At 64.3% G+C, this 20,524-nt stretch carries 18 protein-coding genes and 1 pseudogene; 11 read left to right on the plus strand and 8 right to left on the minus strand.

The window, feature by feature from the left end:
- Positions 1-66 precede the first annotated feature (66 nt).
- On the minus strand, positions 67-204 hold the full coding sequence (locus QPR87_RS14475) for a hypothetical protein (protein WP_231000723.1): 138 nt from the start codon (positions 202-204) through the stop codon (positions 67-69).
- 225 nt (positions 205-429) lie between these two features.
- Between QPR87_RS14475 and QPR87_RS14480 the strand changes: the two genes are divergently transcribed.
- Positions 430-1,206, plus strand: coding sequence for a hydroxypyruvate isomerase family protein (locus QPR87_RS14480; protein WP_104492885.1), 777 nt, complete (start codon positions 430-432; stop codon positions 1,204-1,206).
- Between the two features lie 45 nt (positions 1,207-1,251).
- Here the strand turns inward: QPR87_RS14480 and QPR87_RS14485 are convergent, their stop codons facing one another.
- Positions 1,252-2,010, minus strand: a complete 759-nt coding sequence (locus tag QPR87_RS14485) for an IclR family transcriptional regulator domain-containing protein (protein ID WP_285049975.1) — start codon at positions 2,008-2,010, stop codon at positions 1,252-1,254.
- A gap of 109 nt (positions 2,011-2,119) precedes the next feature.
- Here QPR87_RS14485 and QPR87_RS14490 point away from each other — a divergent pair, with 109 nt between their 5' ends.
- Genes QPR87_RS14490 through pcaF form a run of 3 tightly spaced genes read left to right on the plus strand, consistent with a single transcriptional unit; the run spans position 2,120 to position 4,738 of the window.
- The gene (locus QPR87_RS14490; protein ID WP_285049976.1) at positions 2,120-2,869 is read left to right on the plus strand and encodes a 3-oxoacid CoA-transferase subunit A; all 750 of its coding nucleotides are present in this window, start codon (positions 2,120-2,122) and stop codon (positions 2,867-2,869) included.
- On the plus strand, positions 2,866-3,537 hold the full coding sequence (locus QPR87_RS14495) for a 3-oxoacid CoA-transferase subunit B (RefSeq protein ID WP_285049977.1): 672 nt from the start codon (positions 2,866-2,868) through the stop codon (positions 3,535-3,537). The genes QPR87_RS14490 and QPR87_RS14495 overlap by 4 nt, the downstream gene beginning before the upstream one ends.
- A gap of 1 nt (position 3,538) precedes the next feature.
- A complete protein-coding gene (gene pcaF, locus QPR87_RS14500; protein WP_285049978.1) occupies positions 3,539-4,738 on the plus strand; it encodes a 3-oxoadipyl-CoA thiolase in 1,200 nt (399 codons plus the stop codon).
- 104 nt (positions 4,739-4,842) lie between these two features.
- Here pcaF and QPR87_RS14505 read toward each other — a convergent pair whose 3' ends face one another.
- Positions 4,843-5,793: an NAD-dependent epimerase/dehydratase family protein gene (locus QPR87_RS14505; protein WP_011751241.1), complete on the minus strand. Its 951-nt coding sequence runs from the start codon at positions 5,791-5,793 to the stop codon at positions 4,843-4,845.
- A gap of 641 nt (positions 5,794-6,434) precedes the next feature.
- Between QPR87_RS14505 and tagD the strand changes: the two genes are divergently transcribed.
- Together tagD and QPR87_RS14520 are read left to right on the plus strand one after the other, a co-directional pair.
- Entirely contained in the window at positions 6,435-6,869 is a 435-nt protein-coding gene (gene tagD, locus QPR87_RS14510; RefSeq protein ID WP_011751243.1) for a glycerol-3-phosphate cytidylyltransferase, read from the plus strand.
- Positions 6,870-7,462: 593 nt separating this feature from the next.
- The gene (locus QPR87_RS14520; protein ID WP_285049981.1) at positions 7,463-10,033 is read left to right on the plus strand and encodes a glycosyltransferase; all 2,571 of its coding nucleotides are present in this window, start codon (positions 7,463-7,465) and stop codon (positions 10,031-10,033) included.
- 7 nt (positions 10,034-10,040) lie between these two features.
- On the opposite strand, the gene QPR87_RS14525 is transcribed toward QPR87_RS14520, so the two are convergent.
- From QPR87_RS14525 to QPR87_RS14535, 3 genes are all read right to left on the minus strand, one after another.
- The gene (locus QPR87_RS14525; RefSeq protein WP_231000717.1) at positions 10,041-10,970 is read right to left on the minus strand and encodes a hypothetical protein; all 930 of its coding nucleotides are present in this window, start codon (positions 10,968-10,970) and stop codon (positions 10,041-10,043) included.
- A gap of 91 nt (positions 10,971-11,061) precedes the next feature.
- The gene (locus tag QPR87_RS14530; RefSeq protein WP_049792445.1) at positions 11,062-12,105 is read right to left on the minus strand and encodes an XcbB/CpsF family capsular polysaccharide biosynthesis protein; all 1,044 of its coding nucleotides are present in this window, start codon (positions 12,103-12,105) and stop codon (positions 11,062-11,064) included.
- A gap of 202 nt (positions 12,106-12,307) precedes the next feature.
- Complete coding sequence (locus QPR87_RS14535) at positions 12,308-13,582, minus strand: LicD family protein (protein WP_285049982.1); 1,275 nt, start codon at positions 13,580-13,582, stop codon at positions 12,308-12,310.
- A 372-nt stretch (positions 13,583-13,954) separates the two neighbouring features.
- Here QPR87_RS14535 and QPR87_RS14540 point away from each other — a divergent pair, with 372 nt between their 5' ends.
- From QPR87_RS14540 to QPR87_RS14550, 3 genes are read left to right on the plus strand one after another with little or no spacing between them, the layout of a single operon-like run.
- On the plus strand, positions 13,955-14,695 hold the full coding sequence (locus tag QPR87_RS14540; RefSeq protein WP_285049983.1) for an energy-coupling factor ABC transporter ATP-binding protein: 741 nt from the start codon (positions 13,955-13,957) through the stop codon (positions 14,693-14,695).
- The gene (locus QPR87_RS14545) at positions 14,670-15,287 is read left to right on the plus strand and encodes a CbiQ family ECF transporter T component (RefSeq protein ID WP_285049984.1); all 618 of its coding nucleotides are present in this window, start codon (positions 14,670-14,672) and stop codon (positions 15,285-15,287) included. The genes QPR87_RS14540 and QPR87_RS14545 overlap by 26 nt, the downstream gene beginning before the upstream one ends.
- A gap of 6 nt (positions 15,288-15,293) precedes the next feature.
- The gene (locus tag QPR87_RS14550) at positions 15,294-15,869 is read left to right on the plus strand and encodes a biotin transporter BioY (protein WP_011751251.1); all 576 of its coding nucleotides are present in this window, start codon (positions 15,294-15,296) and stop codon (positions 15,867-15,869) included.
- Between the two features lie 314 nt (positions 15,870-16,183).
- On the opposite strand, the gene QPR87_RS14555 is transcribed toward QPR87_RS14550, so the two are convergent.
- Positions 16,184-17,206, minus strand: coding sequence for a replication initiation protein (locus QPR87_RS14555; RefSeq protein WP_011751252.1), 1,023 nt, complete (start codon positions 17,204-17,206; stop codon positions 16,184-16,186).
- A 606-nt stretch (positions 17,207-17,812) separates the two neighbouring features.
- Between QPR87_RS14555 and QPR87_RS14560 the strand changes: the two genes are divergently transcribed.
- Both QPR87_RS14560 and QPR87_RS14565 read left to right on the plus strand, forming a co-directional pair.
- Positions 17,813-19,012 (plus strand): AAA family ATPase, encoded by a 1,200-nt coding sequence (locus QPR87_RS14560; RefSeq protein WP_104492874.1) that lies wholly within the window; start codon positions 17,813-17,815, stop codon positions 19,010-19,012.
- Complete coding sequence (locus QPR87_RS14565) at positions 19,009-19,974, plus strand: ParB/RepB/Spo0J family partition protein (RefSeq protein WP_011751254.1); 966 nt, start codon at positions 19,009-19,011, stop codon at positions 19,972-19,974. The genes QPR87_RS14560 and QPR87_RS14565 overlap by 4 nt, the downstream gene beginning before the upstream one ends.
- Positions 19,975-20,150: 176 nt before the next feature.
- Here QPR87_RS14565 and QPR87_RS14570 read toward each other — a convergent pair.
- A pseudogene (locus QPR87_RS14570) lies at positions 20,151-20,524 on the minus strand (ABC transporter ATP-binding protein); the annotation flags it as partial.

Genomic DNA, 20,524 nt, shown 5'->3' on the forward strand with positions numbered 1-20,524 from the left:
ACCTGCCCATCGATGGACCGCGGCCATCGAAACCATGAGGATCGCCCTTGCGCCGACACCGGCCGGTCAGACGGAACGGGCAAGATGGGTATGGCCGCCGATGACCACCACGACCTTGCCTTGCAGATGCAGGTCCGTCCCCTGCCCCCGAAACCGATGCTGCTTGAGGTTTTCGGGCCGCATCTCGATGGAAAAGCCTGGCATCCACCGCGGCGCATAGGCCGCGTCGCCTGGGCGGCCGCCCTCGCGGATCCTGGATGACCGGCAATGTCGTCCGGGTTGGGCTCTTCGGTGAGCCAGGGGTCCACGAAGGCAGCTTGCGCGCCCAACCGACGACCTGATCTGCCTCCGCGCGCGACCAGGCCCAACCCGTTGACACCGGCGCAAGTCGATGAACTGGTGCGGCTGCATGACATGTCTGGGGGACGAATGACGCGGTTTTCGGCGAATCTGGGTTTTCTCTGGGCCGACCTGCCGCTGCCGCAGGCCATCCGCGCCGCGCATCGCGCCGGTTTCGACGCGGTGGAATGCCACTGGCCCCATGAGGTGCCGCCCGAACAGGTCGCGGCCGCGCTGGCCGAGACCGGACTGCCGATGCTGGGCCTGAACACCCGGCGCGGCCGGCCGGGCGAAAACGGCCTTGCCGCCCTGCCGGGACGCGAGGCCGAGGCCCGGGACGAGATCGGACGCACGCTGGACTATGCCGCCGCCATCGGCTGCGGCGCGGTCCATGTCATGGCGGGCTTTGCCGAGGGGCAGGCGGCCGAGCGGGTTTTCCTGGCCAATCTTGACCATGCCTGCCGCCTGGCCCGGCCGCTTGGCATCACCATCCTGATCGAGCCGCTGAACCGCCATGACGCGCCCGGCTATTTCCTGGCCGGCTCGGACCAGGCGGCCCGGATCATCGAGGCGGCCGGGCATGACAACCTGCGGCTGATGTTCGACTGCTATCACATGCAGATCATGGAGGGCGACATCTCGCGCCGCTTGCGGGCGCATCTGGGGATACTCGGGCATGTGCAGATCGCCTCGGTCCCGGACCGCGGCACGCCGGATCATGGCGAGCTGGACTATCGCCATGTCTATGCGGTTCTGGACGACCTGGGCTGGACCCGGCCTCTGGGCGCGGAATACCGGCCCGAAGGGCCCACCGAGGCGACGCTGGGCTGGCTGCAAGCGCAGCGCTCGGCGGCACGGCGACAGTAGCCCCATCCGACGATGGCGGCAGAGGGCTTTCCGGACCGATGCCGGCTATCGCAGCACCCGTCGCAGCCCCTCCTGCACCTTCAAGAGCGCCGGCAGGTAAAGCGCGACCAGCTCCTCGGCCGAGGAATGCACCGCCGCCACCCCGATGTTCAGCGCCGCCACCACCCGGCCGTGGGCGTTGTAAAGCGGCACGCCAAGCGAACGCAGGCCCAGCTCGACCTCCTGGTCGATCACCGCATGGCCGTCCGCGCGGGCGCGGGCGACCCGCGCCATGATCTCCTCGGGCGAGGTCAGGCTGTGGCGGGTGCGGGGCGTCAGGTCCGACCGCTCGATGATGGCGCGCGCCTCGGGTCCGGGCAGGGCCGCCAGCAGCACCCGGCCCATCGAAGTGCAATGCGCCGGCAGCCGCGAGCCCGGCATCAGACCGATGGACATCACCCGCCGCTGCGCCGCGCGCGCCAGATAGACGATCTCGGTGCCGTCGAGAATCGAGACCGAGGTCGATTGCCCGATCTGCTCGGACAGCTGGTCCAGCCAGGGCTGCACCAGTTGCGCCAGCGGCATCGCAGCCAAGGCCCCCATGCCCAGCCGCAGGATGCGCGGGGTCAGGGTGAAGAACTTGCCGTCGTAATCGGCATAGCCCAGCTCGTGCAGGGTCAGCAGGCAGCGCCGCGCCGTCGCCCGGTCCAGCCCCGTCGCCTCGGCCACCTCGGCGATGGAGAGCCGCGGGCGTTCGGCCCGGAACGCCTCGATCACGCCAAGCCCCTTGGCAAGCGAGGCGATGAAGTCGGTCTTGTTCACCATGCGCACAGATTTTTACGCAAGTTGAACAAATGTCAACATACGCACGAAATCTCTGGCATCAGGACAGATAGCCGCGCATGAAACGCCCCGGAACCCGCAGGAGGAGTTCATGGACAAACGCATCCCCAATCTGGCCGAGGCCGTGGCCGGCATCCCGGACGGCGCCGCGGTGATGATCGGCGGCTTCGGCGGGTCGGGCGCGCCGATCGAATTGATCCACGCGCTGATCGACCGCTATCTGGCCACCGGCAGCCCCGGCAACCTGACCGTCATCAACAACAATGCCGGCAACGGCCATGTCGGTATCGCGGCGATGATCGAGCAGGGCATGGTCCGCAAGATGGTCTGCTCCTTCCCGCGCTCGGCCGATCCGCGGGTGTTTACCGACAAGTATCTGGCCGGAGAGATCGAACTGGAACTGGTCCCGCAGGGCACGCTGGCCGAGCGCATCCGCGCCGGCGGCGCCGGCATCCCGGCCTTTTATACGCCCACCAGCTATGGCACCGACCTGGCGAAGGGCAAGCCGGTCGCCGAATTCGATGGTCGGCCCTATGTGCAGGAACGCTGGCTCAAGGCCGATTTCGCGCTGATCAAGGCCGAACTGGGCGACCATTACGGCAACCTGACCTATCGGATGGCGGCGCGGAACTTCTCGCCGCTGATGGCGATGGCGGCGGCACGAACCATCGCGCAGGTGACGCAAGCGGTCGCGCCGGGCGGCATCGACCCCGAAGCCGTCGTGACGCCGGGCATCTTCGTCTCCGGCATCGTCGAGGTTGCGAACCCGGCGCAGGAAGAGGCGCTGAACCGCGCCGACGCGGCCTATCCCCCCACCCGTCCCCAGAAGGTGCAGGCATGACCACGAAGCTTTCCAACGCCCAGATCGCCTGGCGCGCGGCGCAGGACATCGCCGACGGCGCCTATGTGAACCTGGGCATCGGGTTCCCCGAGATGGTGGCCAAGTTCCAGCCCCCCGGCCGTCAGGCGGTGTTCCATACCGAGAACGGCGTGCTGGGCTTTGGCGAGGCCCCGCCGGCGGGCGAGGAGGACTGGGACCTGATCAATGCCGGCAAGAAGGCAATCACGCTGAAGCCCGGCGCGGCCTTCTTTCACCATGCCGACAGCTTCGCCATGGTGCGCGGCGGCCACCTGGACGTGGCGATCCTCGGCGCCTATCAGGTGGCGCAGAACGGCGATCTTGCGAACTGGTCCACCGGGCCCAAGGGCGTGCCGGCGGTGGGCGGCGCGATGGACCTGGTGCATGGCGCCAAGCGCGTCGCCGTCATCACCGACCACGTCACCAAGGACGGCAAGCCCAAGCTGCTGGAGGCCTGCACCCTGCCGCTGACTGGGGTGGGCTGCGTGACCCGCGTCTATACCTCGCTGGCGGTGGTGGACATTCAGGACGGCCGCTTCGTGCTGCGCGAAAAGCTGCCCTCCCTGTCGCTGGACGAGTTGCAGGCGCTGACCGGCGCCGAACTGGTATTGCCCGACCATATCGCCGACCTGATCGCACCGGAGCTGTGACATGACCGAAGTCTTTATCTGCGACTATATCCGCACGCCCATCGGCCGGTTTGGCGGCGCGCTGTCCTCGGTGCGCGCCGACGATCTGGGTACCATCCCCTTGCGCGCGCTGATGGCACGCCATGCCGGCCTCGACTGGCAGGCGGTGGACGACGTGATCTATGGCTGCGCCAACCAGGCCGGCGAGGACAACCGCAACGTCGCCCGCATGTCAGCGCTGCTGGCCGGGCTGCCGGTCGAGGTGCCAGGCACGACGATCAACCGGCTCTGCGGCTCGGGCATGGACGCGGTGCTGGTCGCCGCCCGCCAGATCGCCGCGGGCGAGGCCGAGCTGATGATCGCCGGCGGCGTCGAGTCGATGTCGCGCGCGCCCTTCGTGCTGCCCAAGGCCGAAAGCGCCTTCAGCCGCCATGCCGAGATCCACGACACCACCATCGGCTGGCGCTTCGTGAACCCGGCGATGCAGGCGGCCTATGGCACCGACTCGATGCCGCAGACCGGCCAGAACGTCGCCGACGACTACGGCATCTCGCGCGAGGCGCAGGACGCGATGGCGCTGGCCTCGCAGCAGAAGGCCGCGGCGGCCATCGCCAGCGGCCGGCTCGCAGCCGAGATCGCGCCGGTCACGATCCCGCAGCGCAAGGGCGAGCCCATCGTGGTCGATACCGACGAGCATCCCCGCGCCACCACGCCCGAGGCGCTGGCCAAGCTGCGACCGCTGTTCCCGAACGGCTCGGTCACGGCCGGCAATGCCTCGGGGGTGAACGACGGGGCGGCGGCGCTGATCCTGGCCTCGGAGGCGGCGGCGAGGAAGCATGGACTGACGCCCATCGCCCGCGTGCTGGGCGGGGCGACGGCGGGCGTGCCGCCGCGCATCATGGGCATCGGCCCGGCGCCGGCGTCGCAAAAACTGATGGCGCGGCTGGGCCTGACCCCGGCCGATTTCGACGTGATCGAGCTGAACGAGGCCTTCGCGGCCCAGGGCCTCGCCACGCTGCGCCAGCTGGGCATCGCCGACGACGACCCGCGCGTGAACCCGAACGGCGGCGCCATCGCGCTGGGGCATCCGCTGGGCATGTCGGGCGCCCGGATCACCGGCACCGCGGCGCTGGAACTGGCGCTGACGGGTGGCAAACGCTCGCTCTCGACCATGTGCATCGGGGTGGGACAAGGCATCGCCGTGGCGCTGGAAAGGGTCTGAGGCGACCATCTCTCCGCCATCCTGCGAACGTATCGGCCGATCCGGGATGGGGGCTCATGCCCCCTTCCCCATCCGTTCCGCCGACAAAGCCCCGGGGCACAATGTCAGGTGGCTTGGCTTTCCGTCAGCGACGCCCACAGTCGGCTCAATCCGCTGCGGATGTCGGTCCGGGCGGTAAAGCCCAGGTCGCGCGCCGCCAGCGACGGATCGCCCAGCGACATACGGATATCCCCCGAACGCGGATCGGCATGGATGATCGGGGTCGGACCCCGGTCGGCAATGCCGTCGATTTCGGAAGCAAGGCCGACAAGCGTGGTCTCGGCCCCCGTGCACAGGTTGAACACGGCAGCCCCCTCCTGGCCCTGCGCATAGGCGCGGGCGCGGACCAGCCCCTCGACAATGTCGGCGACATAGATGAAGTCGCGGCTTTGCAGGCCGTCGCCGAACACGGTATGGGGGCTGTCGGCCAGACGGTTCGCGCAGAATTTGGAAATGACCCCGGCATAGGGCGAGGCCGGGTCCTGGCGGGGGCCATAGACGTTGAAGAAGCGCAGGCCGACCGACCGCAGCTTGTGAATCTCGGCCATCGCGCGGGCCTGATGCTCGCAGCCCAGCTTGTCGACGCCATAGGGCGAGATCGGTGCGGGCAGGCTGGTTTCGCAGCATGTCGACCCCGACCTGTCGCCGTAGACGGCCGCCGACGAGGCATAGACCACCGGGACTCCGCCCGGCCGGGCCCTGGCGGCAGCGTGGAACAGCCCCACCGTCGCATCCAGGTTGATCCGATGGCCAAGTTCCCAGTCCTTGATACATTCCTGAACCGAGACCAGCGCCGCCAGATGAAAGACGCAGTCGACCCCTTGCACCAGTTCGCCCACCAGCGCGCCATCGGTGATGTCGCCGGCGATCAGCTCGACCTGCGGCGGAAGATTCTCGGGCTTGCCGCTGGACAGGTTATCCAGCACGACGACCCGTTCGCCGGCCGCCGCTAGGTGTTCGACGAGATGGCTGCCGATGAAGCCCGCACCTCCGGTGACAAGTGTCCTATGTGTCATACTGCATCCAATCGTTCTGCGGCCGGGGGATTGACCGGCCCCCGCCGAGTGGTTCGGCCTGGTTGTTAGTGCATTGTCGCCGCTGGCGCCATGGTCGCCCGCAAGTGGAGCGGAACGGAACCGGAGCAAAACCATGCCGGTCAGCCTGCGGGCCGCCACGTTCCTTGCGCAAGCGATGGTGGCACCGCCCTGTCACACCGATGCGGCGGCGGGCGCCCGTTACCGTTCCGGGCAATTCGCCGGTGATCTCTCCGAGCCTGTGCTTTCGCGCCATTCCATTCCTTCTTCGTGGGGCGGGCTGCAACAGCCCATGAACCACTCGGAAGGGGACAGATCAAGAAGCCGGCGATGGGTCGCGACGACAAAACCTCGCCATGCGCTTCTTCATGCTGCCCAAGCGCGAACCTGTGCGCCGCCGGACACGCATGAGGCGTAACAAGGCGGGCATGTCGGCCAATCGCGGGCGCCAGAGAATAGTGACAAGACATGTCACTTCCATGACAGCGGCACGATCTACGGTTGTCATTTTGCGGGAGGTGCTATAGCAGTAACCCCTTGACTGCCCCAAGATGATAGATTGTCCGCCTTGGCGGCCACGATGGGAGTGGCCCGAGCCTGGTGCGGAAGCCCGGAGCGAAGCGATGCGGCGTGTTCTGACCTATGGCACTTTCGACACCCTGCATTATGGACACATCCGTCTGCTGCAACGCGCCCGTGCGCTTGGGGATTACCTGATCGTCGGCCTTTCGACCGACGAGTTCAATGCCAGCAAGAACAAGCAGGCCTTCCATAGCTGGGAAGAGCGCAAGGCTCATCTCGAGGCGCTGCGCTATGTCGATCTGGTCATCCCGGAACGGACCTGGGAACAGAAACCCCACGACGTGAAGCTTTATCACGTCGATATCTTTACCATGGGCAGCGACTGGCAGGGCAAGTTCGACGATCTTTCCGCGCTTTGCGAGGTGATCTATCTCGAACGCACCAACGGGATTTCCAGCACCATGATCCGCAGCAGCCTGCAACCGGACGAACCGTCGAGCACGAGCCCGGCGGCCATACTGAAGCGGGCGCGCTGAAACCCTGCACGGCCCCGCAGATCGCCTCGGCTACCGGCCGCATCGTTCTTCTGGCGCCTGACCGAAGCTCTACCCAGGCGGGCGGAATGAGCAACACATCATGACCCGGCATCCCGATCCCGCGACCCCGGAAATGCACGCCGCCACAGGCTTTCCGGGCAAGGATGCACGAGGGGGCCGGCCAAGGACATCCGGCCTGTCTGCGCCGCGTCCTCTTGCCCTCCGCAGCTCGTTCCCTGCCGGATCGGACCCGACCGCCGGCGAAAGGACGCGGCGGTCAAGGCGCGGTAATTCCACGAGATGAAAATGACGATATCGACGCCATACCAATGGGTTGCGACCAGTCGAAGGGTCTGGACCAGCGGCGCTGCGATGCCTGCGTCGTGTTCATCGTGCAGGATAGCAGCAAGGCGGAGGTGGCCGTCCAGGTCCGACCGCCGCGAACCCGCCGCGGCGCGGTCCCGGCTCCATTCGGCAACCCGAGGCCGGGCCGGAGGAGCCACCATTGCTCATCCCAGCCATATAGGCCATTTTCTTCGCGCCACTCGTTTGCCGATTCTACCCGGCCGTGTTCAAGAATATGGTGTCAGAACATGACAAAAAAATTACTGCGCAAACTTCTTGTTGCCTACAAGCCCCTTGATGCGCGGTTCCGCAGTATCGGCCCCTATGCGCGGCTCTCGCGCCTGCTTCAGGCGCGCTACAGCGCAATGATGTCGCCCGAGGGTTCCGCCCGGGCAAGCGGGCTGGATGCGCAGGCTTATATCGAGAACTTCGACCGGGTGGCACCGCGGGCCGATACGATCCTGTTCGAATGCTATTGGGGCAAGAAGTTCGCGGACAACCCGCTGGCCATGTATCGCGCCCTGCTGCGCAGCCAGCCGCGGGGGCGGTTCAGGATTTTCTGGACGGCGGTCGAGGGCGAGGCGCCGCCCGACGAGGTTTCCGGCAATCCCGATGTGACGCTGGTGCAGGCCGGGACGCCGGAATACGGCATCGCCCTGCTGGAAGCGGGCTATCTGGTCAACAACGTCACTTTCCCCACCTGGTTCATCCGTCGCGCCGGCCAGCACTATTGCAACACCTGGCACGGCGTCCCGATGAAGGCCATGGGGCGCGACATGGCGGCACCGCTGGTCTCAAAGGCCAATTCGCAGCGGAACTTCCTTCAGGCCGACGTCATCCCCGAGATGAGCGAATACTATCACTGGGCGACCATCAGACCCTGTTATGTGGATCAGTTGGTCGCGGATGCGCTGTTTCCCTGCGGTGCGCCGCGGGTCGACGACGTGATCGTGCCGAAGGTGTCGGGGCAGGAATTGCGCGCCCGCTACGGCATCCGCGAAAACCGGAAGATCGTGCTTTTCGCTCCGACCTGGCGGGGCAACTCGACCCAGATCTCGCAGGTCTTCAGCGATCAGGCCAGGCTTTGCAATCAGGTGGCCCAGTCGCTGGGCTCGGAGTATTTCGTCCTCTTTTCAGCGCATCAGATGCTGAAGGTCCGCCAGACCGACCTGGCCTCCAATGTCGCCCTGCTGGCGGAGAACGACAACATCAACGACATCCTGACCATCGTCGACGTGATGGTCAGCGATTATTCCAGCATCCTGTTCGATTTCCTGCCCGTGGATCGGCCGATCGTCCTGTTCACGCCCGACATCGAGCATTACCGCGAAGAGCGCGGGCTCTACCTGGAGCCCGAGGATCTGCCCTGCGCCGACACCACGGACTTTCCCGGCCTGATCGCGGCCATCCGCGCGGCCCGACCGCCGTCGGATTTCCCGGGTTACGAGCAGATGCGGCAGCGCTTTACCCCGCTTGAAGACGGCCGGGCGGCGGAAACCGCGCTGTCGGCCCTGCTGGAACCAGAGGCGCGCACGGAACATCGCCGACCGGACGGACGCATGCGCCTGCTGATCGGACCAGGAGGAATGATCCCGAACGGGATCACCACCTCGCTCAAGAGCCTGATCGCCAATCTCGATTTCGAGCGATTCGACCCCTACATCCTGATCGACGCGCCGGTCATGGACAAAGAACTGAACCGCATGGAGCAGTTCCAGGAATTCGACCCCCGCTGCAACTGGATCCTGCGCAGCGGCGACATGCTGCTGACTGACGAAGAACGGCCCATCTATCAGAACTTCCGCCTCGGCAACGACCTGAACCCCGAGGATCTGCCGGTGATCCGGCGAATCTTTGAACGCGAAGCCCGGCGGATTCTGGGCGATACCCGCTTCGATGTCGCCATCGAGTTCGGCGGCTATGCGCCCTACTGGACCGGCGTGATCGCGTGCAGCAATGCCGGGCGCAAGGTCTGCTACCAGCACAACCATCTTTGGGCCGAATACAACAACCCCGACCCATCGCGCAATCATCGCCAACTGAACGCGGTGTTCCAGCTCTATCACTGCTTCGACCAGATCGTGGCGGTTTCCGACGAAACCCGGGCGGTGAACGAGGCGCATCTGAAGCAATACTATCCCGCGACCGGACCGGCGCGCACCGTGCGCAATACGCTGGATGTCAAGCGGGTGGCGGAACGGGCGCGGCTGCCCGTCTCGCTGGCCCATCCCGAGGCGGGCCTGCTGTTCCAGGACCCCACGCTGTTCCGATTCATCGCCCTTGGACGACTGTCGCCGGAAAAGCGCTATGACCGGATGATCGGTGCATTGGCCAGCATCGCTTCAGAACATCCCAATGCGGTCCTGCTGATTTGCGGCACAGGCCCTTTGCGGGACAAGCTGGTCCAGCTTGCTCGCCGCAAGGGCGTGGCCGAACAGGTGCGTTTCCTTGGCCAAATCTTAAACCCTTATCCACTGCTGGCGCATGCCCAAGCTTGCGTAATGTCCTCGGATTACGAAGGACAACCCATGGCGTTGCTCGAGGCACTGTACCTTGGCACGTCCTGCATCGGCTCGGACATTCCGGGCATCCGCTCGGTGCTGAAGGACGGGGTGGGCCATATCGTCGCCCCGACCGAGGAAGCCTTTGCCGCGGCCATGAAGGCCGCCATCGAGGGCCGCCTGCCGCCGTTGAAGCCTGCCGATATCGGCGGGGCCTATATCGAGGAAACGATGCGCGAGTTCGAGGACATCGTCTGCGGCCTCAACAACGCCCCCCTTGCCCCGCCCGAGCATCCGGCGCTTGCCAAGCTGGCCTGAGCGGCGCTCAGGCCTCGGGCCAGCGCGGTTCCAGATATTCCGGGTGATCGGGGAAGAAGGTCTCGGTCACCCAGGCATTGCCTTCATCGAAACGGTTCTGGAAAGCCCGGGCCTGCGCGAGAGTGGGTTCTGCCCCCTTGCCTGAACAATTGGCCTCGATCCAGGCGATGACCTGCCGGCGCCGCTTGGGGTTGAGCCCGCCATTGCCGTTCACGATACGCAACAGTTCCTGCCCCTGGAGGTTGATCGAGGCGTTGGCCGCGACTGGATGGGAGAAATGCGGATCGGTATGGTCTTGGCCCAGGAACTGGCAAAAATCGGAGATCACGCCACCTTCCTGCGGGGGCGGTAACGCCCTGTAGGGACGCACATGGATATTCTCGATCCCAAAGACGCTTCCCCAGCGACGAATGAGGCCGTGCAGATCGAAGTAATTGAAGAAGCTCTTGGTGTGTCGAAAGATGTGCTCTTCCATCGTGTCGGAGCGCCCGTCCCGCAAGATCGTCGAGTAGAGCGAAACGAGTTGATCAAGCTGCGGGCGCACATAGACCAGGATACGGACGTTCTCGAAGCCTTGTGCGAAAAGCTCGCGGAAACGTGCGATGTTCTCCTCCTGGTTGCAGCGCGATTGCAAATGCTCGCTCGTGATGACAACCTCTTTCGGAGCCTCGGCCGCAATGGTGGCGCGATAGGCTGCGCTGGTCTCCTGGGCGAACACGGCGTGCTGGCCTGGGTCATTGATCCCCAAGCGCTGCATCAGGTTCTCCGATTGCCCAAAGTTCAGCGCAGATACAACGGCATTGCGATGATCCTGCACGCCTAGAACCTCGGGGATGCAGATGCCCTTCTTGGCAAATGCCGCCCGATTATGGCGCAGGAAGACCTGTATACTGGTCGATCCGGTTTTGGTCGTTCCGATATGGACGGTCAGATTCATGGCGTTTTCCGCTGTGAAAGGGCGGGCGCGCTGACCCGCCAAGAATTTTCTCCCTTAGCAACCCCCTTCCGGCTCCGCAACCGTCCGGCGATCACCAGACCGTATGATAGCCGCCGACGATCGTCAGCCCGGCAAGATGCTGATTGATCTGCGCCAAACTATGCGGGATTGTCTGCCGCCCCACATCGGGGTGAGAGCGGATCTCGGGGTTTTCCGAGTTCAGGAACAGGAAGCGGTCGCGAAACCGCTCGATCAGGATCTTTTCGATATAGGGGAATTGCGGCGAGCGGGTGGAGCAGATCACGGAAAGCTGCGCTTCGGAATGGACGGCTTGCACCAGTTCCGCAAAGCGTTCCTGTTTGGTCGCGGCATATGTGTTCAGGGTGAAATGCAGGTCGCGGTACTTCTGCACATAATGCTCATCCGAAAGGATCGGGTCGACCGCCACCCCGCGCCAACCGTGACGCAACGCATAGAAGGCGGCCGCGGTCCCGCCCTTGGAGCCGCCGTAGAGCAGGATCCTGTCTCGCGCCACGCCAAGCTTCGCTGCGGTGTCCGCGATCCGGGCGGCGATGTGCTTCTCGTTGTTCGGCAGGGCACGAGAGTTGAGATAGAACGAGCCGACGACTCCTCCGAAATCGACAATCCTCAGAATATGCGTGTTCTTCGGAATGTATTTGCCGATCGTGGCAAAATTCTGCTCAAAATGCCGCATCAGGCTGGGCGTGTACATCTTGCCCGCAATCGAAGAAAACACCACCAGCAGCCTTGGTTCCCCGATGCTGGAAGGAGCACTTTCCAGCTTGCTGAAAACCCCATTAGCATCGACAGAAACCTCGCCCGAGATCACGTTGCGCCAAAGCGTGGAGATGCGGCGATGATGCACCATCGAGGAAATGCCATCGCGCAGGGTATACAGGTGGAACCCGGCATTGGCCATGTGCACCAGCTTTTCCTTGAGCGCAGGATCGCGGCGCGCCAGGGTGATGACGTTGTCCTCGGGATTCTGGCTGACCCCGGAGTGATCTATATGAATGAAGTTCAGTCTGGGCAGTTTCGAAATTCGGTCGTGCAGTTCTTTCGCCGGTATGTCGGCGGAAATGTGGATGACGGATGCGCTGTCGATTTTTTCCATGAACGATCTGATCCTGCCAAGACCCTCGGCCAAAGCCAGCCTTAACAGGCGCTTATTCCGGTGCCAGTCCGTCATGTCAATGCGCAGTGGGCGCCGCATATCCCGTCCCGTCTTCTTCCATCATTGGGGACCGCCGGCCGGCTTGGCCATGCTTCCTGTCTCCCTGTTCCCGTTCGGTTCGCTTAGCATCGACTGCGCGCCATCATCCACCCCTGCCCTGTCCGCTGCTTGGCCGGAAGACCGCTTCGGAAATCTTCCAGCCTTTTTCAGGATCCGACTCGATAAAGCCCGCCGCCGCCATCTGGTCCAGCAATCGCGCGGCATCGGCCGGACGCGAAAGCAGCATCGAAAAACGGCGTATCGCGACCGCCAGCGCCATCGGGCCGGCGAACAGCGCCAGATTGGGCGTATCGAGCGCACAGTGAAAGCTGTATTTCGGCTCTCGCCAGTCGCCGTAATTCTCGGTCAGGTTCTGCTCGGCATTCGCGGGGGCCAGCGGGTTGATCCCCGCCAGATCGCAAGGCGAAAGCGTGAAGGGGCTGTTTTCCCATCGGTAAAGCGCCGTGCCATGCCAGATGACATCGTCCTCGCGGTAATGCAGGAAGACGTCGATCATGATGCCGCTGGCGTGGCGCAGCTTGTAGACGGCGGGCATGTCGCGACGCCGCAGGCCCGCTGGAGCGTCCAGGATAAGCGTCTGGCATTCGTGGCGTATGCAGCGGAAGGGGGGGCTGTGATGCAGCAGCCGTTCAAGACGGGTCAGGTCGGTTTCGTCGGCGAATAGTCCAAGATCGATGTCGTAGTCATGCTCCAGCATCCGCCCTTCCCGGATCGCGCCCAGCAAGGTGCCCGACAGGATGAAGGGACGGAACCCCCCTGTTTCGAGCAGTGCCAGCGTATCCCGCAAGGCGGTTTCGGCACCAAGGGGCGAAAACCCCGCCCGTGAGGAGATGGCGGTGGGCGCGCGGGGGGATTCAGCCAAAGGTTGCGCGGATGGATCGGCAGCCTCCGCCATCCGGGAAATGCTGCGGTCCAGAAGCGCCCCGGCATCCGCACGCAGCCGGCTGATATTCTCGACATAGTCAGGGGTGCCGAAGGTTTCGATCGCAGCGCTGGCCGAGATGAAGCACAGCTCGCCCAGCAAAGCCTCGTCCTCGACCCGCCCATGCCGCAAAAGAAACCGGCGCATGGCGTGAAGTTCCGGCGGCGTCATGCCGGAGCAGAACAGGCTTAGCGGATCGACCGACATGTCCAGTCCGGGGAACCTGCGCCGGGCATACCATGCGAGGCGCGCCAGCCCGCTGGGATAGTCGTCTGTCCACATCCGGCGCCACACCTCGCGTGCCAGCGTGTGATCCATCGTGGTGGCCAGTGCCGCGCCATAGGCACCGGCGCCCAGCACCCAACGGCTGACGCTTCCATGCCGGGCGGTTATATAGCTTCTGGGCAGAACCCGGTGGATCAGAGATTTCAGCATCGTTCCGCGATCGGCAGGGCAAGGCAAGGATGGCGACAATGGAAGCAGGCCCGATTGATGTCAATTCTCCAAGGGAGCGCGGTGCTTCCCAGGACGGTGATCGCCTGGCCGCCGGCCCATCCGAGGGGCTTGCATCTGCAAGCCTCATCCTTCGCCGGCTCGGCAATGCAGACCGGGCCGTCGGCGACACGCCGCACCCGATCATGCCGTTATACCCGCCCCGAACCGTGCCAGCCGGCGTCAGGCCCCCTGCCCCGCAACCGATTTTCCGGGCAAGGACCGGCACCAGCGGGACGTTCGGGGTTGCAACCCGCCGCGGTTTTCACTCATCCGGGGCACAGTCAGGGGACAAGGCCGAAAAGGAGGCTCTGCTTGCATCGGTGTGAGACGGCAGATTTCGCCATCCGGCTGGACGATCTGGGCTATGAAGCCGGAGGGCGTCCGGTGCTGAGCGGCATCACGCTGCATTCCTCGGCCCGGCGCATCGGGGTGGTGGGCCGGAACGGCTCGGGCAAAAGCACGCTGGCGCGGCTGCTCGCCGGGTTGCTGGAACCAAGCAGCGGCCAGGTCCGCATCGGCGGCCACGACATCTTTCGCGACCGCCGCGCCGCGCTGAAAACCGTCGGCATCCTGTTCCAGAACCCCGAGCACCAGATCATCTTTCCCCGCGTTGCCGAAGAGATCGCCTTCGGCCTGCGCCAGCAGGGGCTGGACAAGGCACAAGCGGCCGCGCGGGTCGAAGCCGTGCTGCGCTCTTTCGACAAGCCGCATTGGCGGGACGCGCCGATCTCGGCATTGTCGCAGGGTCAGAAGCACCTGGTCTGCATGATGGCGGTGCTTGCCATGCGGCCCCGGCTGCTGATCCTGGACGAGCCCTATGCCGGGCTGGACATACCGACACGCCGCCAGTTGGGCCGCTATCTGCATCGGGCCGAGACGCGGCTGTTGCACATCTCGCATGAGCCATCCGATCTGGAGGGCTGCGACGAGCTGTTCTGGCTCGACCGGGGCCGCATCGTCGCGCAAGGCACGCCTGCCGCACTGCTGCCCGATTTCACCGCCGAGATGATCCGGCTGGGGGACCTTGATGATATCGCTGACCTCGCCGGTTGAGACCCGCGCCCATCGCTGGCCGGCGGGGCTGAAGCTGGGGGCGCTGTGCCTGGCCTCGACCGGGCTGTTCATGGTTCAGGATATCCCTATCCTTGGCGCAGCGGCGGTCGCGGTGCTGGCGCTTTACGCCGCGCCGGGGCCGGCCTTCTTGCGCGCGGGGCTGCGCAGCCTGCGGGTGGTGCTGCCCTTTGTCGTCGTCCTGCTGGCCTGGCATGCGATCAGCGGCGACATGTGGATGGGCCTGCTGATCACGCTGCGCATGGTCACGCTGATCGCACTGGCCAATCTGGTGACCATGACCACGGGGCTGGAGGACATGGTCGATCTGGTCCGCCGCCTGACCGCACCGCTGCGCCGGCTGGGCCTGCCGACCGGGGTTCTGGAGATCGCCATCCCGCTGGTCATCCGCTTCACGCCGGTTCTCGTCGCCCGCGCCGAAACGCTGGCCGAGGCATGGCGCGCCCGTTCCCGCCGCCGTCCCGGCTGGCGGCTGATCCTGCCGCTGACCCTGCAAGCACTGGACGACGCCGATCATGTCGGCGAAGCTTTGCGGGCGCGGGGCGGCGCCCTTGGACCGCAGCAACAGGAGTAGACCACAATGGAACGCAATATCGCCCAGATCGCCCTTTTCGCCGCGATGATCGCGGCGCTGGGGCTGGTGCCGCAGATCACCCTTGGCTTCGGCGTGCCGATCACGGCGCAGACGCTGGGCGTCATGCTGGCCGGTGCGGTACTGGGCGCGCGGCGTGGCGCTGCGGCTGCGGGGCTGTTCCTGCTGCTGGTGGCACTCGGCCTGCCGCTGCTGGCGGGCGGACGCGGAGGGCTTGGCGCCTTCGCCGCACCGACGGCGGGTTTCGCGCTTGGCTTTCCGGTCGCCGCCTTTGCCACCGGCTTCTTCGTCGAGCATGTCCGGCTGCGCTCGGCCGGACTTGCGGCGGGGCTGGGTGCGGTCTTTGGCGGGATCGCGATCCTCTATATCTGCGGCGCCACCGGGCTTTCCATCGTCAGCGGCAAGAGCCTGGCCGAAGCCTTCACGCTGATCGCGGTCTTCATTCCCGGCGACCTGCTGAAAGCGGCGATCACCGGAATGCTGGTGCAGGCATTGGCCAAGGTGCGACCGCAGACGCTGGCCTGGCATCGGGACAGCGCAAGCGTGACCCAGACGCGGCTGTAACCCCGGCATCCTGGCCTTGCCGGACGGGATGCAATGTTCGACGGCGGCCGGTCGGCACAACATCCGCCGCCGCGAATCAGGGTATTGCCGTTGGGCTTTTCTGTGCCATAATAGGGAAAAGGAACGCCTGAGCAGCATTTTTCCTGCGACGCATTCCGGCGAGTCTTCAATCTGATAGACTTTTAATCCGCAGAAACAGCCCAAAATGCGGTTAACCCCTGCCCTGCCATGCGATGGATCTCTGATCCAGGCGATCCTTGGCCGGCAGGCTCCATGAATGCTGGCAAGACGGAAATTGCCAATTGGCAATTTTTCTAAAGCGGGTTCTTTTCGGCATAGCTGCGGAAGAATGCCAGGAAGGCGCGGTCGGGATCCTTCGCAGGCTCCTTGCCCGCCATCCAGCTGCGCCATTCGCCCTCGACGAAATAGATATCATAGCCCGGGTGACGTAGCCGAGCCGTCTCGTATGTCGCCGTTTGCAGGGCTGGTCCGCGAGAATCCAGCCAACCCGGGCGTGGCCGCGCCTCCTGCCCCACCGCGACCTGCTCGGTCCTGCCTTCAGCCTTGACCCGCCTTCCGACCTTCGAGAATTGCAGCGCCCGGTCCGCTGCGCCGCTGGCATCGCCATCCTTGCGCCACCAGCGCATCTCGACATGGGTCACGGCGCGCCCGGTCTTGATCGGAGAGATCTCGACCATGTAGTCGGAAAGCGCGTTCACCTCGGCCACCGCCGGGTCGATGGCGCGCAGCTTCAGGTTCGACCAGGACGAAAGCTTACCTTTCGGGACACCCATGATTCCCCGCAGTGCCTCGAGCGTGAAACGCTCCGACGCCTTCCAGCGCAGATTGCCGCGCTTCTGCACCATCTCGTAAAGGGTCAGCGCGTATTTCGAGGACAGCGCAAACATCACCTCGCGCTGCAATCGGGCAAAGACCTGGCTGTTGCGGATGATCTTGCGAAGCCGTGCGGGGATCTCATATTCCAGCAGCCCGTCGCTTCTGCCGCTTTCCAGGTTGCCGCCCAAAAGCTGCACCCGCTCGATCGCCGGCTCGCCATCCCAGATCACCGCGACCTTCACGATGGCCGACATCAGCCTTTCAAGGCTTTCGCCGACACGGTCATTCGAGTTATGGCTGCCCCGCAGCGCAGATTTCGCGATGACATGCGTCACCGGCTTGTCGATCGCTTCCCAGGCGTTCTCCAGAAGCTGGTTATAGATGCGCCGGTCGTTCAACGTCAGGGGCGTGACCTCGATGAGGTCGACAAGCTCGCCCGGCTTGATCAGACTGTCCGCATTCGGACGCGCCTCGACCGTTCGAATCGCCGACTCAGCCATGCTTCCCCTACCCCATATTGCTTACTTTTGTATCGGAAAGGACGTAAGATTTCAAGCCTGTGGCCGGCTTCCGCGCGGGCCTCACCCAAAATGTAAGCGCCAGGCGGACGCACCCTTCGAGACTGATTCGCAGTGTCTTGCTTTCACTGCATAATTTTGGCCCCTGTCGCGAAGATGCGCGATTCACCCAATCTGTAAGGCTACGGACTCACCCGACATGTAATGCCAGCGCACCCAATCCGTAGGGACTCCTATCCCGGAAAGTAGCGCGATACATCCCAATCCGTAAGAGAAACGCCTGATTTCGCATGGATATCAAGACTTTCGGGTTCCTGAATCGTGAATCCATGAATCAGAACCAAGGGTTTGGTTGTTTTTCCACAGGTTTGATGGTTGCCGACGGCATGGCTGCTCCTGAAAGCCTTACAAATCGGGATGGCTTCGATGGAAAACCTCAGTAAGATCCGGCAAAGCGCCCATCACTTCCGGTCATGAGACACTCATGGGGCAACTATCGCTTTTTGAAGATCCGCCCCCGAAAATCCGAACTTTACGGATCGGGCCGCTTTCGACATAGTGACCGCAAACGAGCAGAAAAGTCATCCCATGAATCCAGCTGTCCCCCCCGTCACCCTGGAAGAGCTTGCCGTGCTGAGCCAGCGCGCCTCGACCGTGATCGAACGCCTGCGCGAGCGTGTCTTTGCGCCCGGAACCCAAAAGCAACTTGAATTGCTGTTCAACGTCCGCACTGCGGCGGAAATGGTCGGTCGGTCCGAAAAGGCCATCCGAGATGCCGAAACCGACGGCAGGCTGCCTGAACCTGTCAAGGATGCCGCCACGAACCGCCGGCATGGCTACACGCTGGCCGAGGTGAACCGGATGCGCGAGGTTTTCGGCACTCTGCCGCATCGCGCGCCCGAAGACCCGCCGCTGGTCATGGCCGTGCAGAACTTCAAGGGCGGGGTAGGGAAGTCCACCCTTGTCGTGCATCTGGCGCAGCATTTCGCGCTCAAGGGTTACCGGGTTTGCGTGATCGATTGCGATTCGCAAGCTTCGACCACCGCGGTTTTCGGTCTCAACCCCGATGTGGATGTCGATGAGGAAGAGGATACGCTTTACCCCTTCCTGCAGCATGGCGGCCCCAAGACGCTGCATTATGCGCTGCGGGCGACCTATTGGCCGGGCATTGCGCTGATTCCTGCCAATCTGGGGCTTTATGACGCGGAATATGAGTTCGCCGCCCGCATGGCGCGCGACCCGACCTTCATCCTGGACCGGCTCCGCGAGGGCGTGGCCTCGATCGCCGATCAGTTCGACATCATCCTGCTGGACCCGCCGCCGGCCCTGGGGATGCTGTCGCTCTCGGTGCTGCGCGCGGCCAATGCGCTGCTGATCCCGGCGCCGCCGAACAATATCGACTTCGCGTCGACCGCGCATTTCCTCAAGATGATGGAATCCACGCTGGCTGAACTGGCCCGCCATGGCGGTGCGCGCGAATACAGTTTCGTCAAGATCCTGACCTCCAAGATGAACGACCAGAAATCGGCGCATCAGGCGATCAAGCGCATGATGGACGCGGTCTTTCCGCAGGACATGCTGAGCGCATCGCTGAAGGATTCGGCCGAGATCGACAACGCCACCGCCAATCTGATGACCGTCTATGAACTGACCGGGCCCGCGACGCGGACCGAAACCCACAAGCGTTGCCGCGCCTATCTGGATGCGGTCGGGCGCGAGGTCGAGCTGCTGATCCGCAAGACCTGGCCCAGCCATCACCGCCAACTGCGCAAGGAGGGCCTGCTGTGAGCAAGCGCCATGATGCGATTTTCGACGATGTGCTGAAGGATCTTTCGGCACCGGCCGCGGCCGATCGGGGCGGCGCACGTTTCCTCAAGCGGCAGAACGCGCTGGCCGACAGCGGCGAGCGTGAGGAAAAGGTGCTGCGCTGGGTCGATCCGGCCGCTTGCGTGATGTGGAGCCGCCACAACCGCGCCTATGACCTGCTGACCGAAGAGAACTGCCGCGACCTGATCGACAGCCTCAAGGCGCAGGGCCAGCAGGAATTTCCGGCCATCGTGCGCAGGCTGCCGGCAGGGCAGGGGGCTGAATACGAGGTGATCTGCGGCGCGCGCCGGCATTTCGCCGTCAGCTGGCTACGCGCCAACAACTATCCCCAGTTCCGCTATCTGGTCGAGGTGCGCGACCTGACCGACGAAGAGGCGTTCCGCCTTGCCGATATCGAGAATCGCGACCGGGCCGATCTGAGCGACTACGAAAGGGCGCGCGACTATCTGCAAGCGCTCGAACTCTATTACGGCGGCAAGCAAAAGACGATGGCGGCGCGACTCGAGGTCTCGGAGGCATGGCTTTCGCGCTATCTCTATCTCGCCCGTCTGCCGCAGGTCGTGGTCGAGGCATGGCCGCAGATCACCGAGATCAAGGAGCTTCACGCGCGCAGCGTGCGGCCGCTTCTGCAGGATGCGGAAGACAAGGTGCTGGCCGAAGCCGCCAGCATTGCCGCCGAGCAGGTTCGGGCGCGGGCAGGGCAGGGGGCCTATGTGCCGGTGCCCAGGATTCTCGCCCGGCTCAAGGCCGCGGCCTATGGCGCGAATCCTGCCGAGGACGCGAACCCGTTCGAGGGGACAAAGAACGGCATGGCCGTCGAGCGGCGTGGCAAGAAGATCCGTCTGGAGTTTCCTGCCACGATCGCCGAGAGCGATCTGAGGGCTGCCCTCGACGCGTTTCTTCGCCAACATTACGGCAGTTGAGAAAATTGCCAATTGGCAAGATCAGGAACATATGGGGAACAAATGACCGGCTAGGGCCAAGCTTCCCGCTACCGAAATCCGCCCGATGGGCGCGACGCTTCCAAGCAATTCGATAAGCCGCCCCCGTCACGTCGGTCTTTTTGGTGATGGGTGTGGCTGTTCGTGCCCCTTGGTTCTCATTCGTCCTGCGTGTCTGGGGGGACCCTGAGGATTTCCTCGTGCATTCTGATGGCCTCCTCGAGGTCGGTGCACAGGGTAAGGCGGCCGTGGTGCAGGACGGCGCCCATGGTGCACATCCTGCGGATCATCGGCATGGAATGGCTGACCACGATGGCGGAGGAGCGGGCCATGCGCTCGGCAAAGACGCGCTGCGACTTGGCGCGGAAATTGGCGTCGCCGACGCTGGTCACCTCGTCGACCAGATAGGTGTCGAAATGGATGCCCATGCTGGCGCCCATCGCCAGCCGCGAGCGCATGCCCGAGGAATAGCTGCCGAAGGGCTGGTGGTAATGCTGGCCCAGCTCGGCGAAATCCTCGACGTAATCGATCA

The sequence above is a fragment of the Paracoccus sp. SSJ genome, assembly GCF_030234105.1.
Classification (GTDB): Bacteria; Pseudomonadota; Alphaproteobacteria; order Rhodobacterales; family Rhodobacteraceae; genus Paracoccus; species Paracoccus denitrificans.

Coding starts and splice junctions, on each gene's coding strand:
- QPR87_RS14475 (WP_231000723.1), bottom strand. CDS start 204: ATGCCAGGCTTTTCCATCGAGATGCGGCCCGAAAACCTCAAGCAGCAT.
- QPR87_RS14480 (WP_104492885.1), top strand. CDS start 430: ATGACGCGGTTTTCGGCGAATCTGGGTTTTCTCTGGGCCGACCTGCCG.
- QPR87_RS14485 (WP_285049975.1), bottom strand. CDS start 2,010: ATGGTGAACAAGACCGACTTCATCGCCTCGCTTGCCAAGGGGCTTGGC.
- QPR87_RS14490 (WP_285049976.1), top strand. CDS start 2,120: ATGGACAAACGCATCCCCAATCTGGCCGAGGCCGTGGCCGGCATCCCG.
- QPR87_RS14495 (WP_285049977.1), top strand. CDS start 2,866: ATGACCACGAAGCTTTCCAACGCCCAGATCGCCTGGCGCGCGGCGCAG.
- pcaF (WP_285049978.1), top strand. CDS start 3,539: ATGACCGAAGTCTTTATCTGCGACTATATCCGCACGCCCATCGGCCGG.
- QPR87_RS14505 (WP_011751241.1), bottom strand. CDS start 5,793: ATGACACATAGGACACTTGTCACCGGAGGTGCGGGCTTCATCGGCAGC.
- tagD (WP_011751243.1), top strand. CDS start 6,435: ATGCGGCGTGTTCTGACCTATGGCACTTTCGACACCCTGCATTATGGA.
- QPR87_RS14520 (WP_285049981.1), top strand. CDS start 7,463: ATGACAAAAAAATTACTGCGCAAACTTCTTGTTGCCTACAAGCCCCTT.
- QPR87_RS14525 (WP_231000717.1), bottom strand. CDS start 10,970: ATGAATCTGACCGTCCATATCGGAACGACCAAAACCGGATCGACCAGT.
- QPR87_RS14530 (WP_049792445.1), bottom strand. CDS start 12,105: ATGGAAAAAATCGACAGCGCATCCGTCATCCACATTTCCGCCGACATA.
- QPR87_RS14535 (WP_285049982.1), bottom strand. CDS start 13,582: ATGCTGAAATCTCTGATCCACCGGGTTCTGCCCAGAAGCTATATAACC.
- QPR87_RS14545 (WP_285049984.1), top strand. CDS start 14,670: ATGATATCGCTGACCTCGCCGGTTGAGACCCGCGCCCATCGCTGGCCG.
- QPR87_RS14550 (WP_011751251.1), top strand. CDS start 15,294: ATGGAACGCAATATCGCCCAGATCGCCCTTTTCGCCGCGATGATCGCG.
- QPR87_RS14555 (WP_011751252.1), bottom strand. CDS start 17,206: ATGGCTGAGTCGGCGATTCGAACGGTCGAGGCGCGTCCGAATGCGGAC.
- QPR87_RS14560 (WP_104492874.1), top strand. CDS start 17,813: ATGAATCCAGCTGTCCCCCCCGTCACCCTGGAAGAGCTTGCCGTGCTG.